The organism is Mastigocoleus testarum BC008 (assembly GCF_001456025.1).
In the GTDB taxonomy this organism is placed as follows: Bacteria; Cyanobacteriota; Cyanobacteriia; order Cyanobacteriales; family Nostocaceae; genus Mastigocoleus; species Mastigocoleus testarum.
Genome location: NZ_LMTZ01000143.1, coordinates 1 through 20590 on the forward strand (window position 1 = coordinate 1; position 20590 = coordinate 20590).

At 38.4% G+C, this 20590-nt stretch carries 14 protein-coding genes; 5 read left to right on the plus strand and 9 right to left on the minus strand.

Translation table 11 applies throughout. The annotated features are described in order from the left end of the window. Nucleotides 1-59: 59 nt before the first annotated feature. Both BC008_RS38395 and alaS read right to left on the minus strand, forming a co-directional pair. Nucleotides 60-836: a hypothetical protein gene (locus BC008_RS38395; protein ID WP_027846539.1), complete on the minus strand. Its 777-nt coding sequence runs from the start codon at nucleotides 834-836 to the stop codon at nucleotides 60-62. Nucleotides 837-1344: 508 nt separating this feature from the next. Beyond that, nucleotides 1345-3987 carry an alanine--tRNA ligase gene (gene alaS, locus BC008_RS38400; protein WP_027846538.1) on the minus strand — a complete coding sequence of 881 codons (2643 nt, stop codon included), beginning with the start codon at nucleotides 3985-3987 and terminating at the stop codon, nucleotides 1345-1347. A 543-nt stretch (nucleotides 3988-4530) separates the two neighbouring features. On the opposite strand from alaS, the gene BC008_RS38405 reads away from it, so the two are divergent. Further along, entirely contained in the window at nucleotides 4531-4728 is a 198-nt protein-coding gene (locus BC008_RS38405) for a heavy-metal-associated domain-containing protein (protein ID WP_027846111.1), read from the plus strand. Between the two features lie 1883 nt (nucleotides 4729-6611). Further along, a complete protein-coding gene (locus BC008_RS38410) occupies nucleotides 6612-7667 on the plus strand; it encodes a GGDEF domain-containing protein (protein ID WP_027846110.1) in 1056 nt (351 codons plus the stop codon). A gap of 144 nt (nucleotides 7668-7811) precedes the next feature. Here the strand turns inward: BC008_RS38410 and BC008_RS38415 are convergent, their stop codons facing one another. Further along, nucleotides 7812-8480 (minus strand): hypothetical protein, encoded by a 669-nt coding sequence (locus tag BC008_RS38415; RefSeq protein ID WP_027846109.1) that lies wholly within the window; start codon nucleotides 8478-8480, stop codon nucleotides 7812-7814. A 1556-nt stretch (nucleotides 8481-10036) separates the two neighbouring features. Here BC008_RS38415 and BC008_RS38425 point away from each other — a divergent pair. Beyond that, nucleotides 10037-10987, plus strand: coding sequence for an AAA family ATPase (locus BC008_RS38425; RefSeq protein ID WP_027846107.1), 951 nt, complete (start codon nucleotides 10037-10039; stop codon nucleotides 10985-10987). A gap of 334 nt (nucleotides 10988-11321) precedes the next feature. Continuing rightward, entirely contained in the window at nucleotides 11322-12647 is a 1326-nt protein-coding gene (locus tag BC008_RS38430) for a DUF58 domain-containing protein (RefSeq protein WP_027846968.1), read from the plus strand. 30 nt (nucleotides 12648-12677) lie between these two features. Here the strand turns inward: BC008_RS38430 and BC008_RS38435 are convergent, their stop codons facing one another. Continuing rightward, nucleotides 12678-13085 (minus strand): VanZ family protein, encoded by a 408-nt coding sequence (locus BC008_RS38435; RefSeq protein WP_321170106.1) that lies wholly within the window; start codon nucleotides 13083-13085, stop codon nucleotides 12678-12680. A gap of 202 nt (nucleotides 13086-13287) precedes the next feature. Then, a complete protein-coding gene (locus BC008_RS38440; protein WP_027846633.1) occupies nucleotides 13288-13548 on the minus strand; it encodes a hypothetical protein in 261 nt (86 codons plus the stop codon). Nucleotides 13549-14270: 722 nt separating this feature from the next. Between BC008_RS38440 and BC008_RS38445 the strand changes: the two genes are divergently transcribed. Then, complete coding sequence (locus tag BC008_RS38445; protein WP_321170107.1) at nucleotides 14271-16421, plus strand: cytochrome-c peroxidase; 2151 nt, start codon at nucleotides 14271-14273, stop codon at nucleotides 16419-16421. 242 nt (nucleotides 16422-16663) lie between these two features. On the opposite strand, the gene BC008_RS38450 is transcribed toward BC008_RS38445, so the two are convergent. The 4 genes from BC008_RS38450 to BC008_RS38460 all read right to left on the minus strand — a co-directional run bounded on the left by BC008_RS38450 (nucleotide 16664) and on the right by BC008_RS38460 (nucleotide 20396). Then, nucleotides 16664-17344, minus strand: a complete 681-nt coding sequence (locus tag BC008_RS38450) for a HEAT repeat domain-containing protein (protein ID WP_027846632.1) — start codon at nucleotides 17342-17344, stop codon at nucleotides 16664-16666. Nucleotides 17345-17791: 447 nt separating this feature from the next. Continuing rightward, a complete protein-coding gene (locus BC008_RS38455; protein ID WP_027846404.1) occupies nucleotides 17792-19336 on the minus strand; it encodes a hydantoinase B/oxoprolinase family protein in 1545 nt (514 codons plus the stop codon). A 258-nt stretch (nucleotides 19337-19594) separates the two neighbouring features. Continuing rightward, nucleotides 19595-19732 carry a hypothetical protein gene (locus tag BC008_RS50045; protein WP_161938214.1) on the minus strand — a complete coding sequence of 46 codons (138 nt, stop codon included), beginning with the start codon at nucleotides 19730-19732 and terminating at the stop codon, nucleotides 19595-19597. A gap of 25 nt (nucleotides 19733-19757) precedes the next feature. After that, nucleotides 19758-20396, minus strand: coding sequence for a histidine phosphatase family protein (locus tag BC008_RS38460; RefSeq protein ID WP_027846405.1), 639 nt, complete (start codon nucleotides 20394-20396; stop codon nucleotides 19758-19760). Between the last annotated feature and the right edge of the window lie 194 nt (nucleotides 20397-20590).

Here is a 20590-nt window from a genome sequence, read left to right on the forward strand (position 1 = left end):
AATTCGGGATAAGTCCTCTTCTAATCCTTTTGGTTGGTCATGGATACCTGAGTAACTCCTTACCCCGGAATTTTGAGGGGATACTCAGGTTGTAAGTAAAAAAATGACACTATCTCATTATTCGCATTTAGAAGTAAAGGGATAAAGTTATCTCTCTTAACGACTTGATAATTTTCGTCAGAATATACAGGATGTTTAAATATAGCTTTATATATAAAATTGTTAGTATATTTCTGAAGAAAATTTCCTATTCCCTCTTTAATCTGAGGTGTAACATTTACTTGTTGACCAGTCTTTTTATTAACTCCCTGTAGAAATGGAAGAAAATCATACAGACTAGAAGTGTGACTGTTTAAATTTTCAGGCCCGTGATATCTTATTGATACAAGATGATATTCAAATTCCTCTGGGGAGGAAGCAAATACAACAATTACTGACTCTTTTTGAAATATATCCTTTAGTTGCTGTACCAGAATATTTGCACAAGGCGGTCTTGGATCAAAAATTGTTGCAGGATAGCTGCTTAAGAAAATTGTTTGTTCGCTTGACTTTGACACCTTTTGATGATGAGACTCGTCATATTTAATTGGTTCTTGTTCTTGTAAATCCACGATTACAATATCGTACTCGTGAAGATTATCTGGAAAATCACAATTTAATAGACAGGGATGCGAAGTATAATAATCTGAATTTGGTACTTCAATCTGAGAACCTAATGTACCAGAAAAACATTGCAACCCTCTCTTCTGTAAAGCTTCAATTATTTCTGGAGCTAAATCAATGGCACAAATTTTTGGTTTTTCCTTTGTTTGAATATCAGGAATTTCCTCAGTCATATTTCACTTGATTAACTGTATTTGTACTCAATGTTAGCGAATTTACCAAAATTCTAGGTGCGGTGAGACACAACAACATTTTATACTGAGAAAATTAATTCATCCTATTGCAAACCAAAATAAATATTGTGTTGCTCATTTAATATGCTAGATTACCCACTATCTAACAACACGGGTAAAGTAAAAGTTTTGGTTTTTATTCAAATTCAAAAAGTACACGAGGAAGACCTGACTGTCTTTTCTGTTTTATTTTTTCTCTTTGATTATTTTAAACAGTAGGGTGCTGTTAGCGACAGCGTAACGCACCACCTGAGATTCAAGGCGCGTGTTAATCTATTCATTGCTAACAATGCATCTTCACCAATTTGATTCTGGGAATCGGAAACAATAAATTAATCAAATAAATTATTCAATATCATTATTTTTGCGGACGGTGTGTTACGGCGCGGTAATAAAGGTAATCTAAAAAATAAATTCTCTTGCGCGCCTAACACACCCTTGTATCAAATCAACCCAAATTGGCTTGCAAATCGGCTTTCGCTTTCTCCAAAGCTTGGGGTAACTTACTTGCATCCCTTCCCCCAGCTTGGGCTAAGTTGGGACGTCCACCACCTCCACCACCGCAGACTTTGGCGATAGCACCGATGAATTTACCTGCTTGCAATCCTTTTTTATTCACTTCAGGGGAAAATGCAGCAACTAAACTGACTTTTCCACCTTCTGGTGTGGAACCGAGTACCACAGCTGCACCTTTACCGATTTTCTGTTGTAAGCGTTCGGCTGCAGTTTTTAAGGATTCGGGGTCTACCCCTTCCATTTTGGCGACGAGGTATTTAAATTCAGCGACGGATTCAACTTTTTCTAGCAAGCTGTCGGATTTTGCGATCGCAAGTTGTCCTTTGAGGTTATCAACTTCTTTTTGGGCGTTTTTGAGTTCGGTTTGCAGAGTTGTAATTCTGTCGGGAATTTCTTCGGGTTTGACTTTAAATCTGTCACTTAAGTCTTTGACTACATTATCCCGCACGTTTAAGTAATCCAAGATTGCAGGTCCGGAGACTGCTTCAATTCTTCTCACACCGGAAGAAATTCCGGCTTCGGAAATAATCTTAAATACGCCGATTTCAGCGGTATTGCTGACATGGGTCCCACCGCATAGTTCCATTGATACGCCAGGAAAGTCAAGAACGCGGACTTCATCGCCGTATTTTTCCCCAAACATTGCAACTGCACCTTTGGCTTTTGCTTGGTCTATGGGCAGAATTTCAATTACAGCAGAATGTGCTTCGGCGATCCAGGTGTTGATAGTTTCTTCCACCTGTTCTAATTCTTCTAGTGTGACAGCACGAGGACAGTTAAAGTCGAAGCGTAAGCGGTCGAAATCTACTAAGGAACCGGCTTGGGATATTCCTTCATCAACAACTTTCTTTAATGCTGCTTGCAGTAGGTGGGTAGCGCTATGGTTTGCTTGAGCGCGACGACGACAACTCCGGTCAATTTGGGCGGTAATCTTATCTTCTACTCGCAGGGTTCCCCGTTCGATTTTACCAAAGTGAACGAAGAAATCCGATTCTTTTTTGACGTCGTTAATTCTAACTAACAAGTCTTCACCGGAAAAATAACCGCGATCGCCAATTTGTCCGCCGGATTCGGCATAAAATGGAGTCTGATCTAAAACGATTTGGACTTCCATCCCTGCTTCTGCTTCTTCTTGGGAAATTCCATTTACCAGCAAAGCTTCAATTTTGGAAGTTGCAGTTGCTTCGGTATAACCCAAAAATTCTGTGGGATGAATGTGTTCTGCAAGTTTATCGAGGGAACCTTGTACGGTTAAATCGATGGTTTCATGGGCGTTCTTAGCGCGATCAACTTGTTTTTGCATTTCCACGCCAAAACCATCAATATCTACGGTCAAACCTTGTTCGGCGGCGATTTCTTCGGTAAGTTCTAAGGGGAAACCAAAGGTATCGTAAAGTTTAAAGGCGTCTTCACCGCTAATAACAGTTGTGTTTGCTTGCTTTAATTTTTCAATCACTTCTGCAAGTAGTTTTTCACCCCGTTCCAATGTATCGAGGAAACGTGACTCTTCCCGTTTTAATTCAGCTTTAATTGCATTTTCTCGATTGCGTAGGTCGGGATAAGCATCTTCAGAAAGGGAAATCGCAGCTTCTGCGACTTGTAGAGTAAATTCCCCTTCAATTCCAATTAGTCTACCATGACGTACCACCCGCCTAATTAAGCGTCGTAATACGTAACCTCTACCGACATTAGAAGCACGGATACCGTCAGTAATCATGTGGACAACAGCACGGATGTGGTCGCCAATAACCTTTAATGAAGTTTTAGTTTTTTCATCGGATCCTGCGTAGTCAATTCCCGCAATTTCCCCTGCTTTTTTAATAATCGGAAAAATCAGATCGGTTTCATAGTTATTGGGAACGCCTTGGAGAATTTGCGCCATTCGTTCCAAACCCATCCCGGTATCAATGTTCTGGTTTGCAAGGGGTGCTAAATTACCATCTGCATCCCGGTTATACTGCATGAACACCAGGTTATAAAATTCAATAAACCGGCTATCATCATCCAAATCGATATTCTCATCGCCCAATTCTGGATGAAAATCGTAAAAAATTTCCGAACAAGGACCGCAAGGACCAGTGGGACCGGAAGCCCAAAAATTATCTTCGTTTAAGCGTAAAATTCTCGCCTCTGGAACGCCAATTTTATCCCGCCAAATCGCGTAGGCTTCATCATCTTCATAGAAAACACTGACAGCGAGGCGTTCTGGAGGTAACCCAAAAACTTCCGTGGATATTTCCCAACCCCAGGCGATCGCTTGTTCTTTAAAGTAATCCCCGAAACTGAAATTACCCAACATTTCAAAAAATGTGTGGTGTCGTTTAGTTACTCCAACATTTTCGATGTCGTTAGTCCGGATGCACTTTTGGGAAGTGGTCGCTCGTTGAAATTCGGCTTTGCGCTGTCCGAGAAATATGGGTTTAAAAGGTAGCATCCCCGCGATCGTCAGCAGTACTGTAGGATCTTCTGGTATCAGGGAAGCACTGGGAAGAAGTTGGTGTTCCCTTTGGGCGTAGAAGCTCAAAAATTTAGAGCGTATTTCGTTACCGCTTAGATGTTGGGGAGTTACAGACATTGGTCGTTACTTATGGTTTATTATCTCAATAATATGAAGAAATTATAATTTTAGTTATCCTTGACAAGGATTAGTGTCTCACAGTTAGCTTTCAGCGTAATTCGAACCTAACAGTTCTTATACTCAATTACTTGTGCAACGTAATACCTAGAGCAGAAGGGCGTCGGCAGATCAGCTGGTAACGGCTCCGGATCCGTAGGTAGAGCAGCTATAGGTAGCGCAGCTATAGTTATAGCGTCTAGCTGTGCTACCTACGATTAAGCCTTACGCTAGAGACAAAGCCTCGTGCTGCGCTAAAGTCGTTAGACGCGTCCAACCCATTACCCTGAGGCGCTTCATTACTCATTACTTATTACTTATTACTTATTACTTATTACTTATTACTCATTACTTACTACTCATTTCCCCTTGGGTAAATTTACTCTTGTGCAGCCACCCTATAGTGGCACAATTACTTAATTTTTATTGTACGGTCAGCCTTACCCTTTTAAAGGGAAAAAACTTTCCGTTCACTCTATCACAAGTCGATCGACAATATTAGTTATGGCATTAAAGTTACAAGTACCGGATATTAACTGTAATGGTTGTGCAAAAGCAATTACTACATCAATCCAAGTTATAGAACCCGATGCCAAAGTAGATGTAGATGTAGAAAATAAAATAGTGATAGTAGAATCAAAGACCTCCTCCGAATTTATCAAACAAGCAATAAATGCAGCCGGCTTTGAGATTATTTCCTAGTTGCAGTAAATCCCAAACACTTTTTGCCGCAGGAATATAGTTACTCACTAGGAAAATTATTGTCCAAACCTATCTCAAAAATTTTCCTAGTGGATAGGTTGGTACCTAATTGCTGTTGATAATAGCGTAGATTGTAATTTATCAGACAAAACATTAAGAAAAAATAAATAATTATCTTTAATAAAAAAATTACTAACAATCAAAACTATTTTTTGTTTTAATATTTTGACGACGACTAAACTATCAGTAAAAGTAAATTTCTGCCTATTTCTGCAGAAAACTTTTATTTGTTCTCGAAACTAAACGGAGATTTTGGCATCAGAAAGATGTAGAGTGCAGATTTAAAAACTGGGTATATATAATTTTTTCAATAAGTAATTAGGACTTACGTACTCATTACTTTAGCACTTAGCGCCTAGCGCAGCGTAACGGGTTGGACGCGTCTAACGACGAATGCACGCGTCTGACGACGTTAGCGCAGCAATGCCGTAAGGCTTAACCGCAAGGTAGCGCAGTTATAGCTATAGGCTAGAGCCTGAGGGGCACCTGCAGTGTTTGTACGCATCACGGAAGCTGCATCTCACGTCACGCCGCAGGCTCTAGCTATAGGTATTACGAGTCCCTTCGGGACTTATTTTCATTAGCGGATCCGTAAGGTAGCGGCTCCGGATCCGTAGGTAGCGCAGCTATAGGTAGCGCAGCTATAGCTATAGCGTGACCGCAAGGTCATTGGTCTGAAATACTGTTTTCTCGCGGAAACACTTTGCTAACCTATCGTCGCAATGACCGTATTTAGTTTATCCATGGTGTAAGTCTTGAAGTAATTTTAAGTAAATAACTTTGCTTATCTACTTGAAGAACAAAAATGTTTTCCAGAATTCACAAATATTTATATTAGTCTTGATAAATTTATTCAAGTACCATTACTGAGCTATGGATGGAACTTTATTTTTTAGCCCTGGTTTTTACTTATTTTCAAGATTCACATCATGAGAAAATGTACTGCTGTAAAGAAGCCAAAAGAACGACTACAGTAGGATTTCAATACAATAGAGCGTAAACACAGCAAATGTTAAAAGAGGTTTTACTTGTAACTGAGAGCAGAGATTTTTTATTTAAATATTTAGTATCAAATCTAACTAAAGTGTGATGACGATATTTTTAACTCAAGATATCTACAAATAATGCAAGCATTCAGATATTACTAAAGTCTAATGACAAAATTATTAAATTGAAATATCAGTCTCATTTGAATAAGTAAGCTAGGAAACACTCATTGCTTAGAAATTCATATAAGATTTTTTTTATGCTCAACGTATATCGGTTTTTACTGATAAGTAAATCTTTTTAAGTGTGCTAAATATGATGAAGAGCAAAACTGATTTTTATTAAATTCAGGGAATGGGAATGTTGTTAAAATCTTGGATTTGCGAAATATTACTCGTTTATATTAAATCATATGCTGATTCATGGCTCCATATGAAATATCAGATTGATGCTATAAAAATCCTTAAATATAAGTATTGAATAGAAAATACATACTATAAATGTTGGTAGCAATTAAACATATTAGTCCCTTGAAAATACTGTTTAGCTGTTTAAATCATATTTAATTTTCAGTATTTTTACTGTTTTAAATAAGTGCTATTTCGACAGAAATTATGTATCAGAAATAAAAATGTCAACAATACTCGTATAGATAAAAATTTTATTAGGAGAAAAATGAAAATACCTGCTGAACCTATAAAGAAAAGAATAAGATATCCGTTAATTCCCTAACCTTAAAAATACGGGCAAACCGAAAAATAACTGTGGATATCAGTGAAATTTACGAATTTTTAAACAGCCTAAGTTGAAGTAATCTGAGAAGCAAAAGTAATAAGATGAACATTTCCATTTTTGTCTTTGGAAATGACAAATTTATAGCTACACTCCCCAAAGAAATTCGTGACACAAACGTTTTCAGTATTGAAATGATTACCAATCTGAACGAGGCGGTGTCGCGGATCCAAAACTTTCCTCCAGACGTCATTCTTGTCCAAGCTAGTCAAGATGGAAGTATGGAATTATGCAACTGGTTAAAAGAACAGACAAAGCTATCGTGGATATATTGTATTTTGCTCGAAGACCGTCCTCGGTTGGTTGATGCTCGTACGGAACAGAGTCGTGAATGGGAGTTGGATGTAACTTGTACAGCCCTCAGACAAGGTGCTGATGCTTATATTTGGTACTCTTTAGAGGAACTCAGGAATTACCCCAACACAAAGAATGTCGAATCTGATATTAGCCATCGTTTATTGCTAGCACAGTTAACTGTAGGTTTCCGTAAAGCACAAAAATATCGAGATTTAATCCGTACCAATGACGTACTTTCCGCAATCGCTTTAGCTGATTCGTTAACGGATTTTAATAATCGTCGTGCTTTGGAATGGGAGTTACCCAAACATATAGACAAAGCACGAACTACTAAAAAACCTCTAAGTCTAATTATTTTAGATGTAGATTATTTTAAGAGAGTTAATGATAATCATGGGCATTTAGTAGGCGATCGATTATTGCAATTATTGTGTACTCGCTTGCGTTACAATCTCCGCTATCAAGATACTCCATTTCGTTATGGAGGTGAGGAGTTTGTCATTCTGTTAAGCGATACTACAAGTCAAGAAGCTTACACCGTTGCTCGTCGTCTAAATCATGTAGTTAGCGACCAACCGTTTGCAATTAATAGCAACTTAAAGATTGACATTACAATTAGTTTGGGAACGGCAAGTTTACGCGCTGAGGATGACCCTGAAGGTATTAATTTATTGGATCGTGCTGACCGATATTTATTACAAGCTAAATCAAATGGGCGTAACTGTGTAATTTCCTGTAATAACAGTAGTACTAGCAGCGTATCCAATTCTCATACTCCACACTTAAGAGTCGTATCGTCTTGACAATCTGCCGTCTCATGAGGGAGATTCTTATACCGATTTTGATGTTGCTACACTTAAAACGCGTCAAGCGAGCGTTTGTAAAAGGGAACGGGGAACATATTCAAAGAATTGATGTGTAGCGGTGTTTTTTGAAATTAGTTGGTATTATTTGGATGCTTTTAAACATTCGCTAACTGATTTTCTCTGATGCATTGCATCAACAAGGTTTTGATAGTTAGACAAATTGTCTTGAATTAAGGTTTTTGCTTGCAAGGTGTAAAAACGTAATTTTTGCTTGTTGTTGTTTGGGGAAAATCCTAAGGAATTGAGAATCGCATTTAGCTTACTTTTATCGTCCGCACCACCCTCGACTTCATCATAAACTAGTTTCTCAGCAGCAATCCCAGCCATTAGTACGGTACAGTAGCGATCCAACATTTGGGCGCTAATATGACCTGCTTCCACTTGCTGTGCTAGTTCTTCATCGTCAAAACTTACCCCACCTTGTCCTAACTGATTTTGTTGTAAAGCCTCCCAAGCACTTAGAGTATAACCTGTAACGGCAACTCCTAATAAAGAAGCAACAAGGAAATGTCCTGCTTCGTGGTGGACAATACGTTCTCTATACTTGGGAGAAAAGCGAGCTATTGAGTCTAATACTAAGTTTCCTCCTTTTCCTTCCCAGGCAAAGTTATCTATACTTGCAATTCCTAATACAGCAAAAGTTACGATCGCAGGAATTGTCTGTGAAATATTCAACAATGGTCCCAACAAGGTGGACATAGTCATTGCAAACACGGAGATAGCGATTAAGTTAATAGCTACTTGGCCCATTTTCAGATTTTATTAATTCAACTTAATATTTCTTAATTATGTAACAAGGTGAGCTTTTCAGAACATATCTTCAGAAATATTTTCCTTGCCATATGCACAAAATTCCCTTCATAGGCAAAATATGCTTTTAAATATCATTACTTTCAATACAGTTAGATAAAGCGTATTGCAGATTTGCTCGGAATTTATTTTTATCTTCCTATCGTAAAACTTCCCGAGCAATAGCATCACCTCACGTAGGATATTAGAAGAACACACAGTAAACTTAGCTAAAATCCACAAAATCAAACTCACACGTATCGCTACATAACCATGCTACTGCCATTCGTTTCCAAGGATATTTGTCAGAGTAATTATTAGAAATATTATTAGAAATTTATCTAAATGCTTTGCTTGTAAACCCAAATACATTTAAGTTACCACAACTACATTTGTTATCCCCGTAAATTAGGCAATATAGCTTATCTAATACTGAGTGACAATAAGTGCTATAATCTACAAGATATGCACAGTAAACTAATCAATTATTGTCTCATTTTGCGAACTTTTTGTAAGTAATATTACAGGAGACAAAACTATTTTTAATAGTTAAGAAACTATAAGTTTTTAGGAAAATGTAGTTTTAGTGTTGATTCCAGTATTAACGAAAAGCCAGTTTATAAACTATAGATGAAGATACGTGTAACTCAATTTCATTTAAATAAATATTATGATTTTCATTGCAAAATGTATCAGATGAATACAGAATTTTCAGTGTTTACGCAGTAATATTTTTATTATTTATTTGATAGAGTAATAAGAAATGAATTAACTGTAAGAAATTTTTGTAAAATAAAAAAATGTATTTAAAATTTAGAGAATTTTCTTTTAAAAGCCAAACTAAGTAAATAATTTGCTCCCATAAGTAGGTGATATTTCTCAATTATAAGTAACGATATATTTAACTTACCATCAAATTAGGAAAAAACATATTATCGATACTGCATAAAAAGCATAAATAAGAACTTTATTTTGATTCAATAGTACAGTTATGATACATTCAATCTTGACTTATATTGGCATATTAGTTTATTTGTTAATGGCTATTTGTTTTTTTAGAGAATGGCTAGATTTTTATCTTGCAGATAAAGACATGAATTCAAATGAGAGGTTTTTCTCTGGTATTGTCCTAGTATTAGGAAGTTTTTTATGGATTGTATTTGTTCCTTTGGCATATTTGGAACTTCTTAAATTCCATAAGAAAAATAAGAAAATCATCGAATTTATGATGGATAACAATAGTATTTACGAAAAGTGAAATTTGGAAGTGAAATTTGGATATAATTTTCAATTTTTATTTAAAATCAGGTGTTGCACCAAAAGTGAATGAAAATTTATTTATGTGGAGATTTTAGAGGCGTAACATTGTTGCGTCTCTATATTATGTGAATTTATAATAACCGTTAATTAACTCTTTTGGCCCTCTTGCTTCAGTATTGTACTGCGATGAACTAAAGTGCTTGTGATTTCAAAAAAGAATCATGCTTTAATTCCTAAATAAACAATCCCGATTTACGATGGATGAAATTAGAGTAATAATAAATCGCCTGAATAAAGGGCTTTCTGATGTAGTAGTGGGACAATCCACCCTGATACATCAGTTTTTGATTGGCTTGTTAGCAAATGGGCATATAATTTTGGAAGGAGTACCAGGAACGGGTAAAACTCTGCTAGTAAAGGTATTTGCGCAACTCATACAAGCTGATTTTCGACGCATTCAGTTAACCCCAGATGTTTTACCTGCGGATATCACCGGTACTAATATTTTTGATTTGAATAGTCGTAGTTTTACTTTAAAAAAGGGTCCAGTTTTTACAGAGGTATTACTCGCAGACGAAATTAACCGCACACCACCTAAAACCCAAGCAGCATTGCTCGAAGCAATGGAGGAAATGCAAGTCACGTTAGATGGGGAAAGTCTTCCATTACCTGAATTGTTTTCTGTGGTGGCGACACAAAATCCATTAGAATTTGAAGGAACTTATCCTTTACCAGAAGCACAATTAGATCGATTTTTATTTAAATTAACAGTAGAGTATCCGGATAAAGCAGCAGAAAAGCAGATGTTACTCAATCGTCAAGCAGGGTTTGCTGCACGACGTCTTGATATTTCCCAAATCCAGCCCATAGCTACAGTAGAAAAAATATTACAAGCAAGGCAAAAAGTTAAAGAAGTAAAAGTATCTGAAGCGATTATAGATTATTTGTTAGCTTTAGTTGAATTATCCCGTAAATATCCTGATTTAGCTTTGGGTGCATCGCCTCGCTGTGCTGCTGCATGGTTAGTAACATCTCAAGCTGCTGCATGGTTAGCAAATCGAGACTTTGTGACTCCGGATGATGTTAAAGCTGTGGGGATACCTTTGTTACGACATCGTCTTATTTTGAAACCAGAAGCAATGTTGGATGGTTTACATATCGATGAAGTAATTACGTCTATTCTCAATCAAGTACCAGTACCGAGGTAAGTATAGCGCAAGTCAGGAGTCACGAGTCACGAGTCACGAGTCAGAAGTCAGGAGTCAGGAGTCAGAAGTCACGAGTCAGGACAGACCGCGCTTACAGCGAGCAGGAGTCAGGAGTCAGAAGTCAGGAGTCAGGAGTCAGAAGTCAGGAGTCAGGAGTCAGAAGTCAGGAGTCAGAAGTCAGGACAGACCGCGCTTACAGCGAGCAGGAGTCAGGAGTCAGAAGTCAGGAGTCAGAAGTCAGGAGTCAGGGATTAAGAGTAATAAATTACTTATTACTTATTACTTATTACTTGTTACTTGTTACTTGTTACTCATTACCCCCCCATTAATTGTTATGTTACCTTCCAAAAAAGTTTATCTCTTACTATTACTGGCTGTTTTTATTGCGATCCCATTAGCTATCTTGTTTGGAGTTGGGGTGAGTATTAGCTTGATACTATTATTTGATGGAATTGTATTGGGTTTAATGGCGATCGATGGGTTAATGACACGACGCAATCGAGTTGATGTAACGAGAAAGTTAGAACCGCGACTGTCAATTGGTAGGGATAATCCAGTATTACTTAGTGTAAAATCTTCAAGTGCTAATGCCATCATTCAAGTTTGCGATCGCTACCCCAGTAACTTTAATGTTTCTAAACCAGTCTTACGTGCTGTTGTTCCAGCTAATAGTACGAAGGAATTAACTTATACAGTCCACCCTAAGGAGCGAGGAGAATTCAATTGGGGAGATATTCAAGTCAGACAACTTGGTGCTTGGGGATTTGCATGGGACGATTGGAAAATTCCTCAAACCTTGAAAACTAAAGTTTATCCCGATTTAGTTGGATTGCGATCGCTTTCGGTTCGTTTAACTTTGCAGTCTTCTGGAACGATACGTCAATTAAGACAAAAAGGTATAGGTACTGAGTTTGCAGAATTACGCAACTATCGAACGGGTGACGACCTAAGGTTAGTTGATTGGAAAGCTACTGCTCGTCGTTTGGGTGCAAATGGAAATGCAACTCCTTTGGTGCGGGTATTGGAACCAGAACACGAACAAACTTTACTAATATTGTTGGACCGAGGTCGACTAATGACTTCCCAAGTTTCTGGTTTACAACGCTTTGACTGGGGTTTAAATGCAACTTTGTCCTTAGCACTTGCAGGTTTAAATCGTGGCGATCGCGTGGGGGTGGGTGTATTTGACCGACAAATACATACATGGATTCCTCCGGAACGAGGACAACAACATTTAAATCGTTTAATTGACCGTCTGACACCAATTCAACCTGTTTTATTAGAGTCGGATTATTTAAGTGCTGTTACTAAGGTGGTACAACAGCAAACTCGACGTTGTTTAGTGGTGATTATTACGGATATTGTCGATGTGACTGCTTCAGGGGAGTTATTAACTGCTCTTTCCCGACTCGCACCGCGCTATCTTCCATTTTGTGTGACATTGCGCGATCGTAAAGTTGATGACCTAGCAAATACTTTTACAAAAAATATTACCGGAAGTTACGAGCGTGCTGTAGCTTTAGATTTATTAGCACAACGAAAAGTTGCATTTGCTCAACTCAAACAAAAAGGTGTATTGGTTCTTGATGCACCCGCAGATGGAATCACTGAACAGTTAGTAGATAGATATTTGTTGATTAAAGCACGCAATCAATTGTGAGATTATTTTTATTTCTAAGGATTTACAATATTAATTCCTAGAAGTATTTTCGTTATTAATTTTAGTTATTTCAGCCAGCCAAGTAAATAAAATAATCCCAAAAAAATCAGCGGCTAAATCGACTAAATCAAAACTGCGGTTTGGTGAAAATATTTGTAAACACTCTTCAATTAAAATAAAAATACTAATAATTATTGGTGTCAGAGGAAGAGAAAATTTTAGGGTGTTGAGACTTATTTTGACTTTGCGTTTGTTAAAAGCTAAGTGTCCCAAAAAAGCTGAGAATCCCATCAATAGAAAATGCAGAATAGTATCGTAGTAGGGGAAATGCTTAATTTCATTAGGGATAATTTTTAAATATGCTGAAATAGATATTGCTAAAATTATTCCAATGTAAATATAAAACGCAATCTTCCAAAAACGATGGGATTTCATCATTAAGTTATATTTAAGTATATTTATGTCAAGTCTGTTGTAACATTTTTTAGGTAATTGGTAATTGGTAATTGGTCATTGGTAATTGGTAATTGGTAATTGGTAATTGGTAATTGGTAATTGGTAATTGGTAATGAGTAAATTTTTGCTCCTGACTCCTGATTTCTGACTTCTGACTTCTGATTTCTGACTTCTGACTTCTAAATTAAGTTTCCAAATTAGCTTGTTCCAATAACCAAGGATCTACAGGTTGTCCATCCTTGCGTTTTAAGTCAATTTCAATTGCAATTATTTTCCCCGAACCCGGAGGTGCAGGTTTTTTATGGAAAGTAATTTCATAATCATGGGGATTTTGACCTTTTTCTTTTAACCAATCTTGCACTTTTGTTGTTGCAAAGAAAGATTGTCCTTGGTCAAACATTTGGGTAATTTGCATTTGCAATGAGTAAGGATTTAAACGACCCATCTTTCACCTTCTTTGTAAAGTAGTTTATAGTTAATTGGCTTTCTGACTCTAATTTACTATAATTATTTTTGTACGGCAGGGAGTGCCGGAATTAACGCTTGAGGAGCTAGTTGAGAGACTAGGATAACACAGATCCCGGATATGTTCTGTGTGCCCAAGAAACTTAAACTTTTGTTTAATGTACTCCACAATTTTATATGTGAAAAAAGGCAGACAAAATGTCTGCCTTCACAAATTTTTGTACAAAAGAATAGATAATAGGTTTGGATAAAGAGTGCATATTAGTGCATACCAACAAATTGTAAATTTTGGTATGAATTATTTTTTGGGAAGCTTCTAAACCTCTTAGCTGATATTTTGTCACATTCTTACCCTTGATAAGTAAGTATTCTGAGTCTCGAAAAATTGGTTACAGGCGATCGCAAGCCTTAATGTCTTCCTGAAAATTGAATTTGCATAAGTCCCAGGAAACCTCACTTAGTACTAAGAATAACGATCGGTAAGCATCAGGGTAATGCTCAAATCTTCATGAGTCTATTTATCATTTTTTATTTTTTGATAGATAAATAAGACCGCACGGAGAATTTTTCGTAAAACTGTTAACAAAAACTGAATCACTGGTATTGAGGCAAACCAAGTGTTTTTCTCACCTGAAGTTAAAAATAGTACTCTATTTACTTTATCTCTCACTTTCAATGTTCATAAAAATACAAAAATTAGCCGTGACAGTAGTCCAACGGCTTAATAAACAGATCGAGCGGAGAATATTCAAAACATCTCGCAGCTTAAAAAAGACGACTGCGATTACCGCTTTAGTAATGGTAATGATATTAGCTGGAAATTCTGTTTCAGCACAAATTTCCTCTATCAAACCCCTAGGTGAGATAGGGATTCCCAAACCAGATAATATTAATCGATTCATTAAAGATAAAACAGCTGCAATTGCTCTAGGGAAAACCCTATTTTGGGATATGCAACTTGGTAGTGATGGGGTTCAATCCTGTGCTAGTTGTCACTTCCATGCTGGGGCTGATAATAGGTCGAAAAACCAAATTAATCCAGGTCCGGGGAATAAATTTGATATTGCATCTGCACCAAATTATCAGTTAAAACCATCAGATTTCCCGTTTCATAAATTAGAGAATCCAAATGATGCTTCCTCTAAAGTGATATCTGATGTCAATGATGTTGCTGGTTCTCAAGGAGTGTCTCGAGCGAGATTCATTGATGTTCAACCCGGTAGTGACAAGGATAAAACTACTCCTGTTCGAGACGAAGTTTTCAATGTTGGTGGTGTTAACGTGCGTAGGGTAACAGATCGCGATACACCAACTGTCATCAATTCAGTCTTCAATTTTCGTAATTTTTGGGACGGACGAGCGCAAAATATTTTCAATGGAGTAAATCCTTCTGGTTTAAGAGACAGTAATGCTTTTGTTTTGGAAGCTCAAAACAGAAGACGACTTAGAGATGTTCGAGTCAGAATTAACAATTCATCTTTAGCTTCCCAAGCTGTGGGACCACCAGCAAGTTCTTTTGAACTGAGTGCAGAAGTGGAACCTATTATTTCGCCATCTACTGTGGAATTATCTGATTCAGAGGATCGAATTGAAGTACGAGATAGTCAAGGTCGAACTATTAATCGTGGTTCTGCAACAGAGGGAGTAGAAGCAGCACCAGATGTTGACGAACAGAGACGTTCTCGAAGACCTAGAAGACAAAGACCTCCCCGAAGACCCAGACGAAAATTTAGAAGCGTGGGGAGAAAACTAGGTAAGAAAATGCTTGCTGTTAATCCTCTTAATAAACAGGTCGTTGCTAGTGACGACAGCGTATTAGGCAGCTTCAGCAAATTTCCCCAGTCCGGGATTAACAAGTCCTACGAGGAAATGATTCAACAAGCTTTTCAACGACAATGGTGGGACTCGAATATTGTTGTCCGGGTCGATCCAAAAACTGGAAGGCGAAGATTTAGACGCAATCCGAGAAATAGACCGCTCTCAACTAATGAGTTTACCCTTGCAGAATATAATTTTGCTTTGTTTTTTGGGTTAGCGGTGCAAGAATATGAATCTACTCTAGTTTCTGACCAAACACCCTTCGATCAATTTCTCAGTGGGGATAAAAATGCTTTAACTCCAGAGCAGCAAAGAGGATGGGATATTTTTCAAAATAAGGGGTTATGTATCAGTTGTCATGTCGGTTCAGAATTGACTGCTGCTTCTGTTAGTAATGTAGCTCGTCAGCAACGGATTCTACGTCCACCCGCTCCTGCTCCTAATCCTGTGGTGGGAGATACTGGTTTTATTAATATTGGTGTTCGACCTGTTGCAGAAGACCTTGGAGTTGGAGGTAAAGACGAATTTGATAATCCTCTTTCAGAAGCAAGACTTGCTTTACAAGGTACATTTGAACGACTTTTGGGTGAAAAACCACCAATTATTCCCAAAAATGAACAAGATATCGCTGCAGATGGGGCTTTTAAAACCTCTGGACTTCGCAATGTGGAACTGACTGCTCCTTATTTCCATAATGGTGGTCAGTTGACCTTGGAACAGGTGATTGAATTCTATAACCGGGGTGGAGACTTTGGAAGAAATCTTCCTCCGCTTAATCTTTCTGCAGATGAGAAGAAATCACTGGTTGCTTTTATGAAGGGTTTGACTGATGAGCGAGTTAGATTGCAAAAAGCACCTTTCGACCATCCACAGCTATTTGTTCCTAATGGACATCCAAACGACGAACAAAATGTGATTCCAGATCCGGATATTCAGGGAGAGGATGGAACTAAACAAGCGAAAGATGACCTTCTGGAAATACCTGCTGTTGGTCGTGGTGGTGGTAAACCTTTACCAAACTTTTTAGGAGGTTAATTTTTTATTGGTAATTGGTAATTGATAATTGGTAATTGTTAACTGTAGCCCGTAAGGACGTGGCGTTAGCCATAAACTGTTAGCGCCTAGCGGTTAGCGTACCGGATCCGCAAGGTAGCGCAGCTATAGGTATTGCGTGCGCGACCTAGCGCAAGCGTACTGTAAGTATTGCGCATTAACTGTTAACTGTTAACTGATAACTGATTTTCCCATTAGCTATTACCCATTACCAATTGTCAAAATTATTTTTCTCCCCAGTCAGATGCAACTTCCAAAGCTGCTGCTACTACCCGATAATTCTCATCTTGTTGCAGTTTGGCAATTAAACCCCTAGCTTGCAAGTCCTGGGAATTTTGCAGTGCATAAGCCACTTTCCAGCGCGATCGCCAGTTTTCATCCCCTGCAAGTTGCGCCAATAAATCTAAGGCTCGATCTTTTACAGACGATTTTAGCAGTTGACCTAAAGCAGAAATACCTGTTTGTTTAACTGTTTCTGTTTCATCCTGGAGTGCAAGTGTTGCGACTGATAATAATATCTCATAGCAATCGGTTTCCACAAGCAGAGAAATAACCGTTTGACGAACTAACCAGTTGTTAGAAACTTCAAATAATTTTTGTAAGATTGGAATTGCGCGATCGCCAAACTCAAACAAAGAATTAGCAGCTTCCGCCAAAACATTGGGGTCTTTTTCTTGTTCTATAATCTGTTTGAGTGTTTGAAACGAAGCTTCGGTGGTATAGTTACCAAAACCCATTACAGCCAGACGGCGCAAGCCAAAATCTCTTTCTGAAACTAACCTTTGTAAAACTGGAACAGCAATCTCTGCAGGAAACTCTGCTAATTCATCCAAAGCTTCTTTGCGTTGGTTAAGTGTTTCTGCACGCAGGTTAATCTCAATTTGCTCAATGGGATCTTGGTTCATTTTGCTAGCTAAATTCGGAGTATAATAAGAGCGATTTAATGGTCGTCTAATTACCCAATATAGAGCTGCCTCTATCAAACTTTATCCCTTATGAAATGGGAATTATCAGAGACAAGGTAAGTGAGAACGAAAGAGAATTATGGGTAAATTAGAGAACACACCTTCGATCTCAAGCTCTAAAAATTAACATAGCAGAGATTGGCCATTGGGGATTAGGGATTGGGGATTAGGTAATGAGTAATGTTAGCGCCTAGCGGTAGCGTACCGGATCCGTAGGTAGCGCAGCTATAGGTATTGCGGGGCGCGACAGCGCACAGTAATGAGTAATGGGTAATGAGTATGGGTGATGGGTTATTTGTAACTTTTTACTGTTACTCCTGAATCCTGTACAGACGTAGCATGCTACGTCTTTACCACTTTTGAATTTTGACTTTTGACTTTTGACTTCTACCCAAACCCTCCTCCCCCTGGAGTTTCAATAATAAAAATATCTCCTGCTTCCATTTCGACTGTAGCTGTGGGGTCTAAGTCTTCTTGTTTTCCATTTTGACGCTGGATGCTGTTGTGTCCTATGAGTCCCGGTTCTCCACCGTTTAAGCCAAAGGGAGGGGTGTTTCTATGTCCGGAAAGAATGTTTGCTGTCATGGGTTCGAGGAACTTAATACGGCGAATAACGCCATTACCACCGGAATGCTTTCCTTTCCCACCGCTATTTGGACGCAAACTAAAGTTTTCTAGGAGTACGGGATATCTAGTTTCTAAAACTTCTGGGTCGGTTAAGCGTGAATTCGTCATGTGGGTTTGGACTGCGTCTGTACCGTCAAAGTCTGCACCTGCACCGGAACCACCACAGATTGTTTCATAGTACTGATATTTTTCATTCCCAAAGGTAAAGTTATTCATGGTTCCTTGGGATGCAGCCATAATTCCCAAAGCGCCGTATAAAGCATCGACAATTGCTTGTGAGGTTTCGACGTTACCTGCAACTACTGCTGCTGGGTAGGCTGGATTAAGCATGCAACCTTGGGGAATGATAATTTCTAAAGGTTTCAAACATCCAGCATTGAGGGGAATATTATCATTTACTAGGGTGCGAAAGACGTATAATACTGCTGCTTGGGTTACTGCTTTGGGGGTATTAAAGTTACTATTTAGTTGATTTGATGTATCTGTGAAATCAATTTTGGCGCTACGATTTTCTTTATTGATTATGACTTTAACTTGAATTTTGGCTCCGTTGTCCATTTCATAGCAAAATAAGCCATCTTTTAAAACATCAATTGCTTTTCTTACTGCTAATTCGGCATTATCTTGCACAAATTGCATGTAAGCTTGGACTGTTTCAAGTCCGTATTGTGCGACCATTTTATGGAGTTCTTGAACTCCCCTTTCATTGGCGGCGATTTGGGCTTTGAAGTCGGCGATATTTTGGTTGGGGTTACGAGCGGGATATTGATGATTTAAGAGTTTTTCCCTAACTAAAGTTTCTTGGAAATTCCCTTCTTCAACTAGGAGAAAATTATCAAATAAAATTCCTTCTTCTTCTACTGTGGTACTGTGGGGAGGCATAGAACCGGGAGTGATTCCGCCAATGTCTGCTTGGTGTCCGCGAGAAGCGAGGTAGAAGATGGGGGGATGGGAGATGGGGGAAGAAAATACTGGGGTAGTTACTGTGACGTCAGGAAGATGTGTTCCTCCGTTGTAGGGATTGTTGGATAAATATACGTTTCCTGGTTTGATGCTGTCGCCTTTGTCTTGAATTAAACTACGGACGCTTTCGCTCATTGACCCTAAGTGTACGGGTATATGGGGGGCGTTTGCTACTAGTAAACCGGAAGTGTCGAAGATTGCGCAGGAGAAATCTAGGCGTTCTTTTATGTTTACTGATGCTGCTGTGTTTTGCAGCACGATTCCCATTTGTTCGGCGATGAATTGATAGAGGTTTTTGAATATTTCTAGGCGAACGGGGTCGGGTTTTGATGTTATTTTCATTTTTTGTTTATAAATTAAAATAGTTTAGTCAATAGCTATTGTTGCCAAAATAGTACTCCAGAGACGTAGCATGCTACGTCTCTACAAATTTTGTGGATTTACCATTTAATTGAAATTGGTAGTTCTACGTTGACCTTCTGTGAATCCAAAATTTTTGAGAACTGCAGCTTCTGGTGCTAATGGTTCAACGCAAACAAAAATATGATCTAATTCAAGTTGCATATTCTCATCATCCCTCCAGATAATCAATTATCCGATTTATTGTAGGGTGCTGTTAGGCGCAAGCCGTAACGCACCGTTATCTATCCCCACATGGATCGCAAGCCGTAACGCTGTTGTCAAAGAAACCGTAGAACTTGAAGAAGGGCTGTCGCCCTCATATGATGAAAATTCCACGGGATAATTTATTATTTGAAGTCCCTTATGTTCCCCGACGAGAGCGAAGACCATCGGGTATATGATGGCGATCGCCTAATGTTTCTAACAAGGGACCATTGACGTCAAACTTAACCATACTTACTGACGCGACCAAAATATTTACCCGGTAGCGATAGCGTCCCAAATCGATTCCTAGTAAACTGCAAAGCATAATCCGAATCGTGGCTTTATGGGAAACTACTAAAACGTTACCTTGGGGATGTTTTTCTTGAATTTCAGCAATTACAGGCATAGAGCGGTTAGCAATATCTACCGCAGTTTCTCCACCTAGCGGTGCATTCCAAGCCGGTTCTGTCAACCATTTTACATAGCTTTGTGGGTAATTCTCTTGGGCAAAGGATTTACTGTGGGTTTCCCATTCGCCGTAACTACCTTCTCTAAGTCCGTCACGTAACTGCATATCCATACCAATAGCATCACAAAATGGCTTGGCAGTTGCAATTGTGCGCTTCATCGGGCTAACATAGACTGCTTCCCACTTCAATTTTTGGTAGACATTGGCAAAACTAGATGCCATCTGCATTCCTTCAGAGGTCAACTCCGCATCAGTTTCACCGCAGAAATTACCACTCTGACTAAAAGTCGTTTCTCCATGTCTGAGTAGATATAAATTGAGTGTCATAGCTTGTATGGCGATTAGGATAAAGGAGATTGTGCAAAAATAAAATATCATCAATCGCGTTCTCGAGTGTGTACCTTTGGTACAGACTGAGGTTGAACTTTTTAGGGAATGGCTAGTGACATTTTACCCGTGGTTGTATCAGTAGGATAGGACTTTTCTAACTCAATGTGTGTATTAACAGAAGCTGAGTTTCG